We start from the raw sequence: 13,954 nt of genomic DNA on the forward strand, positions 1-13,954 counted from the left end.
AAAATTACTTACTAACGAAGAGTGGAATCTTGTCCAAAAACTCGCTTCCGGAAATGCTTTTAAAGGGAAAAAGAATATCATTACAAAAGTGAAAAAATTAATCAAACAACTTGAAGGTGAGTGATTATAAGCTTTAACATAAGAGCCTGGAAAACTTTTCCGGTCTCAGTTTCTATGCAGATTAACCAAAGAAAGTAAAAGTCTACTCGTTATAGCTAAAGGCTATGGTACTTTATAGTTAAAATGTATAACCAATATATTGAAAGCACTAACAAAAATTGATATAATTATCTTATTCTGGTAAAACAATTCAAAAGGGGTTGCTATGAAATTCGGAAAGAAAGTTAAAGCGTTACGACAGGCTCAAAAGATAACTAAAGAGGCCTTTTGCGGCGATGAAAGCGAACTATCTGTGCGCCAGCTAACACGCATCGAAACAGGTAAATCAACACCTACATTGGCTAAGGTTCAATTTATCGCTAGTCGATTAGGGGTTAAAATCGGTGATTTAACCGATGAGAGTTTTGAATTGCCAGCGCGCTATAAAGAGTTGAAATACTTATTATTGAGGACGCAGACGTATCAAGAAAACAGCAGATTAGAAGAAAAAGAAACTTATCTAAATGAGATATATGATGATTTTTATGACGAACTCTCTGAAGAAGAGCAATTAGTAATTGACATCATTGATACAAATTTAAGATTAGGCTTTGATGATAATTTCTTTTCTGCTAACAAAATTCTCGAAGATTATTTAGACCAACTCTTCACAAAAAATATTTATACTGCCAACGACCTTGTCCTTATTGATCTTTATTTGCTTGCTATAAAAAAGAAAGACTTTCCTCCTGAATGGTTTGATAAAAAACAATATAATGAATTAATCAGCAATCTTTTTAAACATGTTGATATTGTCCCTCTTGAAGATTTATCTACTCTTAACTCTGTGTTTATTAGTGTATTTTCTAATTCTATCAGCTTAAATTGTGAAGAATCTATGGGAAAAACGATTGCCGCAATGGAGCGAATTATGCAAAAGACACAAGATTTTCAAAAAATGCCAATTTTCAATCTCATGAAATGGAAATACTATTTATTCCAGGAAAAAAATGAAGAAGAGGCTAGATTGTGTTACGAAAATGCTTGTATGTTTGCTAGGCTAGTTAGCGATAAAACCTTGCTAACTAAATTATCTGCTGAATGGAAGCAAGATATCGTTCGTCGATAAGACATTTTTGTCCTGTTAAGATTAATGATGTTCCGATACAATAAGTATGTAATATAAATTATTAATTTTAAAGGAGATAACACCATGTTCTTTTTCAACTTCGCTGCAATTAGTGCTTTCATCGTTAAGCCATTGGAAGAACTCAGTTGGTGGTGCGTTAAATAACTGAACTGTAACATAAAAGCAAGCTTATCGCTTGCTTTTATGTTATACTATTTTCATGAACAATCTACTAGACAAGCAACAACTGTCTGGGGAGGAGGCGGTTGAACGTACACTCCGTCCCCAGTATTTTCGAGAGTACATCGGTCAGAACAAGGTTAAGGAGCAGCTGGAAATTTTTATCAAGGCTGCCAAACTGCGTGACGAAGCTCTGGATCATGTCCTGCTCTTTGGTCCTCCGGGTCTTGGGAAAACGACTATGGCCGCGGTAATTGCTAACGAGCTGGGGGTCAATCTCAAACAAACTAGCGGTCCTGTCATTGAGAAACCTGGTGATTTGGTCGCTATCCTTAACGATCTGGAGCCCGGTGATGTGCTTTTCATTGACGAGATTCACCGCATGCCCATGGTTGTCGAAGAGGTGCTCTACTCGGCGATGGAGGACTTTTATGTCGATATTATGATTGGGCAGGGGGAAAATAGCAGAGCTGTCCATCTGGATTTGCCTCCTTTTACCTTGATTGGGGCGACGACACGGGCTGGGATGCTGTCCAATCCCTTACGCGCTCGGTTTGGTATCTCTGGGCACATGGAATATTATGCCTTGGAGGATCTGACGGAAATCGTTGAACGGACGGCTGACATCTTTGAAGCTGAAATCACCCACGAGGCTGCTCAGCAATTGTCACGGCGAAGCCGTGGAACTCCCCGTATCGCTAATCGCCTGCTCAAGCGGGTGCGGGATTTCGCCCAAATTATGGGCGACGGGCAAATTGACGATCAGGTAACTGATAAAGCCTTGACCATGTTAGACGTGGATCAGGAGGGGCTAGACTATGTCGACCAGAAAATCCTGCGCACCATGATTGAGGTTTACCGTGGTGGTCCGGTCGGGCTGGGAACGGTGGCGGTGAACATCGCCGAGGAACGTGAGACGGTCGAGGACATGTATGAACCTTACCTGATTCAGCAGGGGTTTATCATCCGTACCAAGTCTGGTCGGGTCGCTACCCAAAAAGCCTATGAGCACTTGGGGTATCCCTATCCTCAGACTTAACCACACGTTATCGAGATAATGCACAAAAAGAGCCCACGAGGCTCTTTTTATCGTCAACTTTCATCTCAAGTTAGGTCGATCCAATAAAATTCATCATGGTTGACCGTTTTTTCATAATGTCAACCATTACCCAAAATCAATTGTCGACTTCTCTTGTTATCAGCGTCACAGATAAGTATTAGTCGTTTCAAGCCTAACTGTTTGAGTTCAAGCAGCCCTAGCTTTAGCTGGGTATTCCCATAACCCTTGCCACGCTCCGACGGACGAATCGAATAGCCAATATGCCCATACTCGTCAACAATTTCTGGGGTGGTATCCTTACTAAAGGAGAAAATACCGAGTAAATCACCTCTATCGCTAAAACATTGACGATTACTCCCTCAAAACCTATTGGCGCCCACTCTATGACCAAGCTGTCAGCAGCGAAGACCTCTTGATTTCTCTCCTCTCAAGCGAGTTTGAAACAGTCTTTTCACCGACTGTTCAAGAGCGTTTTGTCAGAGTGCTCTTCCATGAGGAAAAAGCTGGACAGCTCAAAACGCATTCTACCATTTCCAAAAAAGGACGTGGTCTTCTCCTCAAGCAAGCCTGCCTGGAAGCAATGGAGACTCTGGATCAGCTCAAAGAGCTGACTTTTGCGGGTTTTACCTATCAGGCTGTTCTATCCAGCGAGCAGGAATTGGTTTATGTCCGTCCAGCTGATTAAACAAGATTCAGGTCAAACAAAATCCTAAAATACTCTAGCCTTAATCTTTTAAGATAGTTAGGACTAGAGTGTTCTTAAATATAATCTAAAATGGTCAATTACTTCAAATAATTAGTCAGACAATCATAGTCTACTTATTAAATGTACCACTGATATAGTAGGTCTGACCCGAACTCTCTGTTGTCGAAAAATACAAACGATAAGTTCCTGATGATAAATAAGGAGAGAAAGTAGCAGGCCTTGTTTCATAATAAGTTTCAGAAGCTACCGAATACCACGTCCAACCGTTATGCTTTTGCACGGTCACTGTCATTCCGATACCATTACAGTTATAATCTCTTTGCTGATAATGATTGATTGTAACCCTTTGGGAACTATTGAGGTAGGTCGAGCCCAGCGACGGTCTGCTCCTTATCCCCCAACCTTCATAGCTAAATGCAACGGCAGCCTGTACCACGCTTGTAGCCAATGATAAAAAAGTCACAGTAGACAAGACTAAGAAGACTATCTTTTTATTGAAATTTAATGATTTCATAAGTTTACTCCTTCTATTTTTTTGTTATAATGTATACGTATACATTATAATTTTCTCAAACAGGAGTCAAGTAAAATGAAGAAAAATATCATTTATGTTGTTATAACCCTTCTTATGAGTCTCGTTTTCTTTTTCGAACTAGCTAATTTTTATTCCTTTACTGCCTATCCCTACCTAGTGCTCCTGTTAGGAGGGGCTGGAGTTGACATTTTGAGTCAGACTTGGCTCATTATCACGTCACTAGTCGCCATCATTCTTTTATTTGCTACCAACGTTTGGCAACTCCTCCACCTACGATTCAAAAAAACATTTTTGAAAGTCCAGACCCTCCTCTATCTTGTCGCTCTTCTCTTTGTCATCATGCTCAAAAGTCGAGGGGTGCAGGGAATTAACTTAAACCCACTAAATCTCCTCACCCAATTTCAGGAGTCAGCCTTTATCGTTTTTGCCAACATCGTCCTCTTTATCCCCGTTGGTTTCCTGCTGTTTCGTCGTGTCAAAACGCTCAAAATGGTTGTCGCCTCTGCTACGATTGGTCTGATAATCCTAGAAATCAGCCAGTATCTTCTTCATCTGGGTATCGCCGATGTGGCTGATATCCTGACTAACCTGTCTGGTATTCTTTTGGGCTATTTAGGCTTAGATTTATTAAGGGACTTGGGTTGGAAGAGTCGAACAGACAGTAGCTACATCTATTTCTACAAAAACTAGTACGCTTTGACAATCAAAATCAGATGTCGTCACCTCGCCTAACTGCACCACCAGTGCTACCTTCGATTCGTTTCCTAGTCTGATGCTGATTTTTTGAGTATAACCAGCAAAAAAGAGCCATTTGGCTCTTTTTGTCTACTCTAAATCAACCCAATACCGCTCTGTGCCTTCACGCACGTCTTCCAACACGCCGCCGTTGGCTAAAATCGTCGCTCGGCTGGCTGGATTTTCCATGGAACAGGTGATTAGTACGCGGTGAATATTTTTCTGTGGGCACTCTAAAAGCCCCAACCGCAACTGCTCCTTAGCGTGACCCTTACCCCGCTCGCTCGGTCTGATGGAATAGCCAATATGCCCACCTTGTTGTAGCAGGAAGTCATTGAGCCGCAGACGAAGATGAAGAAAGCCCAAAGCTCGCCCAGCCTCATCAAAAGAGACAAACTGAACAGCTGGAACAAACTCTGCTGGGATATTGAGCCCCATCTCTGCGTCGGCGTTGTACTGGAGCCAGTCAGCATAGTCAAAGTTCTCAGGAGTCCAAAAGCCGCCATCGGTCGCAGAACCTGTGGCGATAAACTCCGCCATCATTTCCTCGACAGCCGCTTGATCCGCTAGGGTTGGTCGTCTTAGTTGCATGACAGTCCTCCTATTCTGGCAGGGTTAGCTGGAGCTGACCGCTGCTGGTTTTACTGTGGTTGATTTGGTGGCAGAGCCAATGGCTGAGCAAGCTGCTAGTAGGGTCTACAGGATTTTGCTTGGTCTTGATAGCCGTCAGAAAGGCGTCAACAATGCTCTCAAACCCTCGTTTGTAGAGGGTCGTATCCCAGGAACCAAAGCTCTTGGTCTGTTGGTCGTCGCCCTCAATGATGGTCAGCTTGTCCAGATTTTCCAGCTGATAGGTCGCTTGTGGGGTTTGGATGTCCATGACCTCATGGCGAGAGCCTGCTTGCAGGTTCATGCCAATGTGAATTAGCTCAGCTTGGTCAGTTTCCAGTGTGACAGCAACCTGTCGCAACTGTCCTGATGGCGTCAGGTAGTAGCGAAAATCCCCAGAGACAGCTCGGCCATTTGCCAAAAAAAGCGCCGTATCTAACGGGTGGATAAAGAGGTCATAGAGCTTGAAGGTCAAGTCGGCGGGACGGTTGGTGTCGTTTTTCTCGACACGAATGTGGGTCTTGTTCGTGAGCTGGGTCAGCTCTGTCACTCGAGGGGCGAAGCGGCGATTGAAGCCCGCCATAAGAAAGGTGTTGTGCTTTTCAGCCAAGGCATAGAGCTGGCGCGCCGCCTCGTAGTCCTCTGCCAAAGGCTTGTCCATGTAGACAGGAATCCCCCGCCGCAGAAACTGACTAGCCAGCTCCACGTGCGCCACCGTCGCTGCATGAATCATGACCCCATCCAGTTCCACCGCCAGCAAGTCTTCTATGGCTTGGTAGATGTTGGCTACTCCAAAGAGGCTAGCTGTCTCTGCCAGTACCGCTTGATTGCGGGTAAAGAGATGCCACTCCACCCCCGTCAGCTGCCGCAGGTAGGGCAGGTAGGCTTTCTGGCAAATGCCGCCAATGCCAACAATGCCAATTCTCATCCCTTGTTCCCTTTCTTGGTCCTAGCGACAAACTGGGCCTTCAGGTCTTTGAGTTTGTCGGCTTTATCAGATTTGCCTGTCGAATGTTTCTCGTGAAACCTAGTCACCTGCGCCTGTCCCTTGTAGTCGAGTTGGTATTTTCCCATAATTGTCTCCTCTGTGGTTGATTTGATGTGACCTCTAGCTTACCATATTGTCAATGGTTCGTCAAAGGTTACTCCATCTCCTGCAACCTCGACCACAGGACAACTTCACCAGTTGCTAACGACGTTGGGACATCAATGATGCGTTGGTTAGATGACCCGCGAAACTGTAGGCGGAGATTGCGCTTGCTGCGGTCATATCGTCCATCAACCAAAATATCGAGGAAACGGAGCAGTTCTAGCTTGTCCTCGGTTTCTAGCTGCAGTTCCTCCCAAGTGTAGCCTGTCCAAGACCAGATGTCCTTATCAGGCAGTTCTCTTCGTATCCGCTTAACCAAGGGAAGGAGAATCCCTGTGTTGAGAAAGGGTTCGCCTCCAAGCAGGGTCAGACCTTGCACATAGGGCTTGGCTAAATCAGCCATTATCTGCTCCTCAAGCTCCTGCGTGTAGGGAATGCCTGCCCTAAAGTTCCACGTGGCAACGTTATAACAGCCCTCACAATGAAAAAGGCAGCCCGATACATAGAGGCTGCACCTTACCCCCTCACCATCTACCATGTTAAAAGCCTTGTAATCCATGATGTGACCATGGCTTAGCTCGTCACTTTTCCATTCTTGGGGCTTGGGATTATTCATGGTCGCTCCTTTCAGGTTTTATAAGCTAGAGGCATTCATGTGTTTGACTCGGGCAACAATTTCCTTGTGGCGACCAGCGACCATGGGACGGGCTTGGGGATTGCCCAGATAGCCGCAGGTGCGCTTGACCACATCGACGGTTTTGGGATCCGTATTGCCACAGTCTGGGCACTGGAAGCCTCGCTCAGTCGGCTCAAAGTCCCCCTCAAACTGGCACTTGTAGCATTTGTCGATTGGGGTATTGGTTCCCAAATAGCCAACACGGTCATAGGCGTAGTCCCAGACGGCTTCCAGAGCCTTGGGATTTTGCTGGAGAACAGGGTACTCGCAGTAGTGGATAAAACCACCACTAGCACCTGTTGCTGGGTAATCTTTTTCAAAGTCCAGTTTGTCAAATGGCGTTGGGTTCTTGCGCACGTCGTAATGGAAGGAGTTGGTGTAATACCCCTTGTCAGTGATGTCTTTGACACACCCAAATTGCTCGGCATCTAAGCGACAAAACCGATCGGTCAAACTCTCTGATGGTGTGGAATAGACCGAAAAATGGTAGCCATACTGATCTGACCAGGTCTCGCATGCCTGCTTGAACTGGCGGATAATGTCCAAGGTAAAGGTCTTTGCTCTGCTATTGGTCTCCCAATCTGCCCCATAAAAGACTGTCGCCACCTCGTAAAGACCGATGTAGCCCAGTGAAATGGTCGCCCGACGGTTCTTGAACACCTCATCAACTGCATCGTTCTCGGCTAAGCGGCGGCCGAAGGCGCCGTGCTGGTAGAGAATAGGCGCGTTTGTCGGGCTAGCTTCCTTGACGCGCTGGACACGATAGACCAAAGCATCATGTGCGGTGGTCAGGCGCTCCTCCAAGAGCCGCCAAAAACGTGACAAGTCACCCAAAGACTCTAAAGCAATCCGCGGAAGATTGAGGGTGACCACCCCGAGATTCATCCGACCAGAGTTGACTTCTTGACCGTTCTCATCTGTCCAGCCCTGCAAAAAGGAGCGACAGCCCATCGGCACCTTGAAGGAGCCTGTCAGCTCAATCACCTGATCATAGGATAGGATATCAGGATACATCCGCTTGGTGGCACAGGCCAGCGCCAGTTGCTTGATGTCGTAGTTGGGGCTGTCAGGTTCCAGATTAAGCCCTCGTTTGAGGGTATAGATGAGTTTTGGGAAAATAGCTGTGCGACCTTCGCGCCCCAGACCCTTTAAGCGGATTTGGAGGATAGCACGCTGGATTTCTCGTTCTAACCAGCTGGTTCCTAGACCAAATCCCAGAGAGACAAACGGCGTTTGACCGTTGGAACTAAAGAGGGTGTTAATCTCATATTCCAAGCTCTGCATGGCATCGTAAATGTCCTTGACCGTCTTTTCCTTGGCGTAGGCATCGACCTGGTCAGGGCTTAGCCATTTTTCCCCTTCAAGGCGGTGCTTGTTATAATTGAGTTGAGCATAAGGGGCTAACAATTCATCGACACGGTCAGCTGAACAGCCCCCGTATTGACTGGAAGCGACATTGGCGATAATTTGAGACATCTGCGCTGTCGCTGTCTGGATAGACTTGGGACTCTCCACGTCAGCGTTACCAATCCGAAAGCCGTTTCCAAGCATATTGGCAAAATCAATCAGACAGCAGTTGGTCATAGTCGTATAGGGGCTATAATCCAAATCATGGTAGTGCAAGTGTCCACGTTGATGAGCTTTGGCCACATGAGGGGGTAAGAGTGACAACCCGAAACTTTTTGCGACTAGACCAGCAGTCAAATCCCGCTGAGTGTTAAACACCCGAGCATCCTTATTGGCGTTTTCATGGACAAGGCTACTATCAGCCGTTGCCAAACGGTTGAGCGCCTGCCCCATATCTGTCGCTGCTGCAAATGCCCTTGCCTCTTCACTAGCATATATTAGCATGCTCTCTGCTAGCTCGCCATAACCAGCCGTCTGCAAGGTTTCTGACAATAATGTTTGAATTTCGCCTGAACTGATGTTGTCTTGTTCAGACTGACTGATTTTCTGACCTACCGCATCACAAATCTGCTGGCATAACTCCCTTAACTGCTCCTGATTAAAAGATTCATAATACCTCGCGGCCTTTACTAAACTCCGATACAGTTTATCTGCATCAAATAATTGCTGCCTGCCGTCTCGTTTAATAACCATCAGTTGTCTCATGATATTGATACCCACCTTGTTAGCAAATTCACTTTTTCTCCATTATAGCAAGAAGAGCAAAAAAAATCAATATCTTGTGGTCTATTTTTTAAAAAGACACAAGATATTGATTTTTACTGTTTCTGGTAGAAGTTAAAATGAGTAAACTGGGGTGATGACAGGTGTTGATAATCCTTATCCAACTTCTCCTGTAATTGTTCAGGGAGAGGAAGGGACTTGTTAACAATGACAAAGCTTGCCTGTCCTCGCAACAGTTCATCGACAACCTGTTGCTGAGTGGTTTGAGTCATAGGATAAGCGGTGATAATGGGAATCTGGCTTGCCGAGGTCAGGTGACTGTCCAGATAAATTGTCGCGGATTTATCCCAAGCGTAGATCGATGTCTCACCAGTTACCTCGCTAGACAGATACTGAGCTATCTGTTCTCTTTCAGCTTGAACAGCTTGTTCTGTCAAGATAGGAGACAAGCGCCAGACTAGCCCAACTAAAAGCAATACCGCAGGCAGATAAGCATGGCTTTTCAACAGACCAACCGATGAGGAGGCTAACTTCTGACGACGGGCTGAACGGCTGTTTACCAAAGTCGTTTTCTCATCAGCCAAGCCCAGACCTGTTAGTAACAGGCCAAACGGCAGTAGCAGCAATAAATCTGTAAATGACCAAGATTCCCCAAGTACGGCCACAATTAAGTAACTCAAGGTCAGCAACGCCAGCAAAACAACACTGGCAGTCTGCTCTGACATGTGTCGAAAAACTTTCGGCAAAAAGAGCAAACCTGTCAATAGCCCCAACCCAAGGGCAAGGATGGCATTGACCCCCATAGGCAGAAAACTCATCGTGCCAGTGTCGGACAAGCTGCTGAAGTTCCCAATAAAGGCTTGCTCAAAATAGGGTGTCAACAAATCCAAGTTAACCGCAATATAGGCCAATGGGTAGATGATTAAAATGATACCGAACACCATGGCTAATTGTTGATAGAAGCCTCTAGCCCAACGTTTTTTAGCGATATTGGAACCAGTGAAAACGACAAAACTGAGCAACCAAAACACTAATGTCCGAGGCTCCAAAGCTAAAGCCAAGGCAGACACCAGACCATAAGTGATAAAAATTTCATCGCGCCGCCAGTCATCTAAATAGGTCACCAATAGCCATAGACCAATCAAGACAAACGGAATGGCCAATTGAACCGAGAGAAAACCGCCGAATCCAACAACGGCGTTGACTGCGTAAAACATCCCTGATAACCCCAGCGCCTGTCGGTTATCCCCTGTCCAATAAGACACCAGTTTAAACAGGTAAATCCCTGATAGGTATAAACACCCAAGCTGGATTAGCATCATCCACTGAAGCCCACCTAGGAATGTGGTTGCAGCAACCAAAGCACTGTAAAGAAGTCCAGATCGACTAAAAATCGAAACATAAGGCAGTTGCCCTTGAGTAATCCCCCAAGCCATGTAAAAAATCTGGCTTTGCAGACCATCTGCAGAGGTACTGATGTAAAGGGGAACGAAAGACATGAGAGATACAACCGTACTCCACAGCATCAAGAGAAATTGATACGATAGGGGCACTCTGTAATCTCTTAATCTTTTCTTTGGTCGCTCCGCAAGTGGCGCCTCAAGCAATTTGTCCCAATCCTCGGGGTTTAGAAAATGTTCACTCACGACATATCTCCTTATTCATTTGTAGTTCTTGTATAGCTTGCTGTCAAACTTAAAAAACTGGGCATTCAACACCCTGCATTATCCAAGCCTCAAGCCCAATAATCGGATTTCCAATTTCTCGTCTGGACAACCCGCCTATCCTCAGCACCCAATAGGCATTTTTTACACGTGTTTTCTGGAATTTGGTTTCACCAAATACTTTTATCCTATTTTGTATGCTCCGTTTGTATCTTTCATTATATCACCTTTTTCAGCTTTTTACTAACTAAAAAAGACCAGCATAAGCTAGCCTTGACATCGGTTATAGCCAGATAAAAAACGGCGCTAGACCGTTTTTTACTATTCTTCATCAACAAAGCTGTTGAAGACTTCTTCGATCATATCCCACTCAGCATCAGAATCTTCAGGGATTGGTAATAAGTCGCCTTCTGTACCGTCCTCATTTTCTGTATAAGAGTAAGCTTGAATCTCAATCTCACCTGTTTCATCTGCCTCTGCACCTGCTGGCACTAGGAGGACATAGTTCTTACCGAATTCTTCTCGACCATCAATGGTCAACAAAATTTCAAAGAGGGTTTCGTTGCCCTCTTCATCAACGAGGGTAATCACATCGTGATCATGTTCATGGTTATGTGACATAGTTTCTCCTTTATTTCCTAGAAAGACCGGTCAAGGTAGTTCTGCAAAATTAGCTGAGCAGCTAATTTATCAATAACTTTTTTACGCTTGTTACGGCTGACATCTGCTTGCTCAATTAAGAGCCGCTCTGCTTGAACGGTGGTTAGTCGCTCATCTTGATAATCAACAGGCAACCCAAACCGTTCAATAAGGAGTTCCCCGTAAGCCTGACTTGCTTCGGCACGAGGACCGAGGCTGTTATTCATGTTCTTTGGCAGACCGACGACGAACTTGGTCACTTGATAGTTCTTAACCAACCCTGCTAGGCGATCCAAACCAAACTCACCGTTATCCTCGTTAATTGGAATAATTTCCACACCCTGAGCTGTGAACCCTAGCGGGTCACTAATCGCCACTCCGACAGTCTTTGACCCAACATCCAATCCCATTACTCGCATCAGAGGTCTATCCCATTGCCTTTCAGGTAAAAGCGAACCAACTCTTCAACCAATTCATCACGCTCGTATTTACGAATTTGATTTCTAGCATCGTTATAGCGTGGGACATAAGCTGGGTCCCCACTCAGGACATAGCCTACGATTTGGTTAATCGGCTGATAGCCTTTTTCGCTCAACGAGCGATAGACAGACGCCAAGGTCTCGCTAATTTCTTTTTTATTGCCGTCATCCAGTTGAAAACGGACAGTATCTTCTGTAAATCCCATAACGTCCCCTTCTTTCCTTATTTTATTAACTATTATACCTTATTTTTATAATATTTTCAAGGACATGCTATCCTTTCGTCACCGAACATTGCTAGCGATTTTTCTCCAAGCTAAGCAAATCAGATTGATAGATAAAAAGGCTGGGTGAATCACTGTATCAACCAACCTTTAATAACCTATAAAGCAGCCCGCAAACGAGCTTCCGAATTTTCAACATCACGCACCGAACGTGGCAAGAAAATGCGAATGTCATCTTCTTTGTAGCCAACCTGTAGGCGTTTGTTATCTACTAAAATCGGACTTTTCAAAATACGAGGATTTTCTTGAATCAATTCAATCACTTGATTGAGGCTCAAGTCGTTAACATCCAAATCAAGAGCCTTGACATAACGATTTTTCGACGAAATGATGCTATCAACACCGTTTTCGGTTTTTGATAAGATATCGAGAATTTCTGCCTTTGTCAAGGGTTCCTTGCCAATATTTTGTTCTTTATATGGTAGTTTGTGGCTGTTTAACCAAGTTTTTGCTTTTTTACATGAGGTGCAACTGGAGATGGTATAAATCGTAATCATTACTGATCCACCTTTCTATCAAGTCATACTACCATTATAACACAAAGCTGAGACACTGGTCGTAGGTCTTTAGACCTATTTTTACGACAAGCTAAAAAACCAGTTTTTTAACGTTAACAGTAACCCGAGATAAGTACAACAGTCACTTCAACTTCTGATGGCACAACCTAAAACAAGCCACTGGCTTGTCTCGGCTTTTCAATTTTTTTGCCTCGACCTAAAACAAGCCACTGGCTTGTTTTAGTCCTCCAGATCGATATCGTCATCGTCAAGGTCAAGTTCCAAGAGGGTATCTTCCTCTTCGATAACCTCGTCAGCTTCTTTTTTCTTGCCTTTAGCCGTTTTCTTGCCTTCGGTCTCGATGGCAGGCAGGTCTTCACCTTCTTCAGGTTCAATCAGACCGTAGTGAAGTCGTACCTTACGGTCAATTTCTGTAAAGATGTCAGGGTTCTCTTTGAGGAAATCCTTGGCTTTTTCAGACCCCTGACCAATTTTTTGATCATTATAAGAATACCACGCACCTGATTTTTTAATAATATCCAAGTTCGTAGCAATGGTCAAAAGTTCACCAGTCTGTGAAATGCCCTCGCCGAACATGATCTCAACAAGAGCCTCCTTAAATGGTGGCGCAACCTTATTTTTGACAACTTTGATCTTCGTTTCCTTACCGATGCTCTGGTCTTTCTGATCACCAGTCCCCTTAATTTGACTTGACCCACGAACATCTAGACGAACAGAAGCATAGAATTTAAGGGCACGTCCACCAGGTGTGGTCTCAGGACTACCGAACATAACACCAACTTTTTCACGGAGCTGGTTGATAAAGATAGCAATCGTTTTGGTTTTGTTGATAGAGGCACCTAGTTTACGCATGGCCTGACTCATCATCCGAGCCTGCAAGCCGACATGATTATCACCGATGTCACCATCAATTTCTGCACGCGGTACTAGAGCAGCTACTGAGTCAATAACCACCAAGTCCACCGCACCTGATTCGATGAGCTTGCCTGCAATTTCTAGCCCCTGCTCTCCGGAGTCTGGCTGAGAAAGGAGCAGCTCATCAATATTAACGCCCAGCGCTTGAGCATAAATAGGGTCGAGCGCATGCTCCGCATCAATAAAGGCCGCGATGCCACCTTCTTTTTGAACTTGAGCTACCGCATGCAAAGCAACAGTTGTCTTACCAGAGCTTTCCGGTCCATAAATCTCGATAATCCGCCCTTTGGGATACCCACCTGCACCCAAAGCAATGTCCAAGGCCAGAGAACCGGAACTAATCACTTGAACCTTTTGCTCCGCTCGCTCGCCGAGCTTCATAATGGCACCTTTACCAAAATCCTTTTCGATTTGCTCAAGGGCTTTATTTAGCGCTTTTTCACGCTCTTCACCAAATTTTTTAGTGATATCTTCTAATTTCTTTGTCTGTTTTTTAGCCATGTTGT

16 protein-coding genes and 1 pseudogene are annotated in these 13,954 nt (G+C 44.9%); 4 read left to right on the plus strand and 13 right to left on the minus strand.

Annotation, left to right across the window (positions count from 1 at the left end):
• Positions 1 to 325 precede the first annotated feature (325 nt).
• On the plus strand, positions 326 to 1,228 hold the full coding sequence (locus ACERC7_RS03835) for a helix-turn-helix domain-containing protein (protein WP_373666183.1): 903 nt from the start codon (positions 326 to 328) through the stop codon (positions 1,226 to 1,228).
• Positions 1,229 to 1,448: 220 nt separating this feature from the next.
• Positions 1,449 to 2,447, plus strand: a complete 999-nt coding sequence (ruvB, locus tag ACERC7_RS03840) for a Holliday junction branch migration DNA helicase RuvB (RefSeq protein ID WP_373658546.1) — start codon at positions 1,449 to 1,451, stop codon at positions 2,445 to 2,447.
• Positions 2,448 to 2,566: 119 nt separating this feature from the next.
• Here ruvB and ACERC7_RS03845 read toward each other — a convergent pair.
• A pseudogene (locus ACERC7_RS03845) lies at positions 2,567 to 2,791 on the minus strand (GNAT family N-acetyltransferase); the annotation flags it as partial.
• Between the two features lie 20 nt (positions 2,792 to 2,811).
• Between ACERC7_RS03845 and yaaA the strand changes: the two are divergent.
• Positions 2,812 to 3,153, plus strand: a complete 342-nt coding sequence (yaaA, locus tag ACERC7_RS03850; RefSeq protein WP_373666214.1) for a peroxide stress protein YaaA — start codon at positions 2,812 to 2,814, stop codon at positions 3,151 to 3,153.
• A gap of 130 nt (positions 3,154 to 3,283) precedes the next feature.
• Here yaaA and ACERC7_RS03855 read toward each other — a convergent pair whose 3' ends face one another.
• Positions 3,284 to 3,688, minus strand: coding sequence for a hypothetical protein (locus ACERC7_RS03855; protein WP_373658547.1), 405 nt, complete (start codon positions 3,686 to 3,688; stop codon positions 3,284 to 3,286).
• A gap of 75 nt (positions 3,689 to 3,763) precedes the next feature.
• Between ACERC7_RS03855 and ACERC7_RS03860 the strand changes: the two genes are divergently transcribed.
• Positions 3,764 to 4,399 (plus strand): VanZ family protein, encoded by a 636-nt coding sequence (locus ACERC7_RS03860; RefSeq protein ID WP_373666184.1) that lies wholly within the window; start codon positions 3,764 to 3,766, stop codon positions 4,397 to 4,399.
• A 135-nt stretch (positions 4,400 to 4,534) separates the two neighbouring features.
• Here the strand turns inward: ACERC7_RS03860 and ACERC7_RS03865 are convergent, their stop codons facing one another.
• From ACERC7_RS03865 to recA, 11 genes are all read right to left on the minus strand, one after another.
• Complete coding sequence (locus ACERC7_RS03865; protein ID WP_373666185.1) at positions 4,535 to 5,035, minus strand: GNAT family N-acetyltransferase; 501 nt, start codon at positions 5,033 to 5,035, stop codon at positions 4,535 to 4,537.
• A 10-nt stretch (positions 5,036 to 5,045) separates the two neighbouring features.
• Complete coding sequence (locus ACERC7_RS03870; protein WP_373666186.1) at positions 5,046 to 5,981, minus strand: Gfo/Idh/MocA family protein; 936 nt, start codon at positions 5,979 to 5,981, stop codon at positions 5,046 to 5,048.
• On the minus strand, positions 5,978 to 6,127 hold the full coding sequence (locus ACERC7_RS03875) for a hypothetical protein (RefSeq protein WP_373666187.1): 150 nt from the start codon (positions 6,125 to 6,127) through the stop codon (positions 5,978 to 5,980). Before ACERC7_RS03875 ends, ACERC7_RS03870 begins: the two co-directional genes overlap by 4 nt.
• A 68-nt stretch (positions 6,128 to 6,195) precedes the next feature.
• A complete protein-coding gene (gene nrdG / locus ACERC7_RS03880) occupies positions 6,196 to 6,759 on the minus strand; it encodes an anaerobic ribonucleoside-triphosphate reductase activating protein (protein WP_373658553.1) in 564 nt (187 codons plus the stop codon).
• 18 nt (positions 6,760 to 6,777) lie between these two features.
• Positions 6,778 to 8,919: an anaerobic ribonucleoside-triphosphate reductase gene (gene nrdD, locus ACERC7_RS03885; RefSeq protein WP_373666188.1), complete on the minus strand. Its 2,142-nt coding sequence runs from the start codon at positions 8,917 to 8,919 to the stop codon at positions 6,778 to 6,780.
• A gap of 125 nt (positions 8,920 to 9,044) precedes the next feature.
• Complete coding sequence (locus ACERC7_RS03890; RefSeq protein ID WP_373666189.1) at positions 9,045 to 10,595, minus strand: hypothetical protein; 1,551 nt, start codon at positions 10,593 to 10,595, stop codon at positions 9,045 to 9,047.
• A 339-nt stretch (positions 10,596 to 10,934) separates the two neighbouring features.
• The gene (locus ACERC7_RS03895) at positions 10,935 to 11,234 is read right to left on the minus strand and encodes a DUF1292 domain-containing protein (protein ID WP_018368113.1); all 300 of its coding nucleotides are present in this window, start codon (positions 11,232 to 11,234) and stop codon (positions 10,935 to 10,937) included.
• Between the two features lie 17 nt (positions 11,235 to 11,251).
• Positions 11,252 to 11,671 (minus strand): Holliday junction resolvase RuvX, encoded by a 420-nt coding sequence (ruvX, locus tag ACERC7_RS03900; protein WP_373658557.1) that lies wholly within the window; start codon positions 11,669 to 11,671, stop codon positions 11,252 to 11,254.
• Positions 11,671 to 11,937 (minus strand): IreB family regulatory phosphoprotein, encoded by a 267-nt coding sequence (locus tag ACERC7_RS03905; RefSeq protein ID WP_018368115.1) that lies wholly within the window; start codon positions 11,935 to 11,937, stop codon positions 11,671 to 11,673. Before ACERC7_RS03905 ends, ruvX begins: the two co-directional genes overlap by 1 nt.
• 176 nt (positions 11,938 to 12,113) lie before the next feature.
• The gene (gene spx, locus ACERC7_RS03910) at positions 12,114 to 12,512 is read right to left on the minus strand and encodes a transcriptional regulator Spx (protein WP_018368116.1); all 399 of its coding nucleotides are present in this window, start codon (positions 12,510 to 12,512) and stop codon (positions 12,114 to 12,116) included.
• A gap of 240 nt (positions 12,513 to 12,752) precedes the next feature.
• Entirely contained in the window at positions 12,753 to 13,949 is a 1,197-nt protein-coding gene (recA, locus tag ACERC7_RS03915; protein ID WP_373658558.1) for a recombinase RecA, read from the minus strand.
• Positions 13,950 to 13,954: the final 5 nt, after the last annotated feature.

This window comes from Streptococcus sp. E17BB, assembly GCF_041807725.1.
In the GTDB taxonomy this organism is placed as follows: Bacteria; Bacillota; Bacilli; order Lactobacillales; family Streptococcaceae; genus Streptococcus; species Streptococcus entericus.

What these genes read in the sequence shown, in the direction of transcription:
- ACERC7_RS03835 (WP_373666183.1), top strand. Translation starts at nt 326, where the DNA reads ATGAAATTCGGAAAGAAAGTTAAAGCGTTACGACAGGCTCAAAAGATA.
- ACERC7_RS03855 (WP_373658547.1), bottom strand. Translation starts at nt 3,688, where the DNA reads ATGAAATCATTAAATTTCAATAAAAAGATAGTCTTCTTAGTCTTGTCT.
- ACERC7_RS03905 (WP_018368115.1), bottom strand. Translation starts at nt 11,937, where the DNA reads ATGGGATTTACAGAAGATACTGTCCGTTTTCAACTGGATGACGGCAAT.
- ruvX (WP_373658557.1), bottom strand. Translation starts at nt 11,671, where the DNA reads ATGCGAGTAATGGGATTGGATGTTGGGTCAAAGACTGTCGGAGTGGCG.
- ACERC7_RS03870 (WP_373666186.1), bottom strand. Translation starts at nt 5,981, where the DNA reads ATGAGAATTGGCATTGTTGGCATTGGCGGCATTTGCCAGAAAGCCTAC.
- recA (WP_373658558.1), bottom strand. Translation starts at nt 13,949, where the DNA reads ATGGCTAAAAAACAGACAAAGAAATTAGAAGATATCACTAAAAAATTT.
- nrdD (WP_373666188.1), bottom strand. Translation starts at nt 8,919, where the DNA reads ATGGTTATTAAACGAGACGGCAGGCAGCAATTATTTGATGCAGATAAA.
- ACERC7_RS03895 (WP_018368113.1), bottom strand. Translation starts at nt 11,234, where the DNA reads ATGTCACATAACCATGAACATGATCACGATGTGATTACCCTCGTTGAT.
- ACERC7_RS03875 (WP_373666187.1), bottom strand. Translation starts at nt 6,127, where the DNA reads ATGGGAAAATACCAACTCGACTACAAGGGACAGGCGCAGGTGACTAGG.
- ACERC7_RS03865 (WP_373666185.1), bottom strand. Translation starts at nt 5,035, where the DNA reads ATGCAACTAAGACGACCAACCCTAGCGGATCAAGCGGCTGTCGAGGAA.
- nrdG (WP_373658553.1), bottom strand. Translation starts at nt 6,759, where the DNA reads ATGAATAATCCCAAGCCCCAAGAATGGAAAAGTGACGAGCTAAGCCAT.
- ruvB (WP_373658546.1), top strand. Translation starts at nt 1,449, where the DNA reads ATGAACAATCTACTAGACAAGCAACAACTGTCTGGGGAGGAGGCGGTT.
- ACERC7_RS03860 (WP_373666184.1), top strand. Translation starts at nt 3,764, where the DNA reads ATGAAGAAAAATATCATTTATGTTGTTATAACCCTTCTTATGAGTCTC.
- spx (WP_018368116.1), bottom strand. Translation starts at nt 12,512, where the DNA reads ATGATTACGATTTATACCATCTCCAGTTGCACCTCATGTAAAAAAGCA.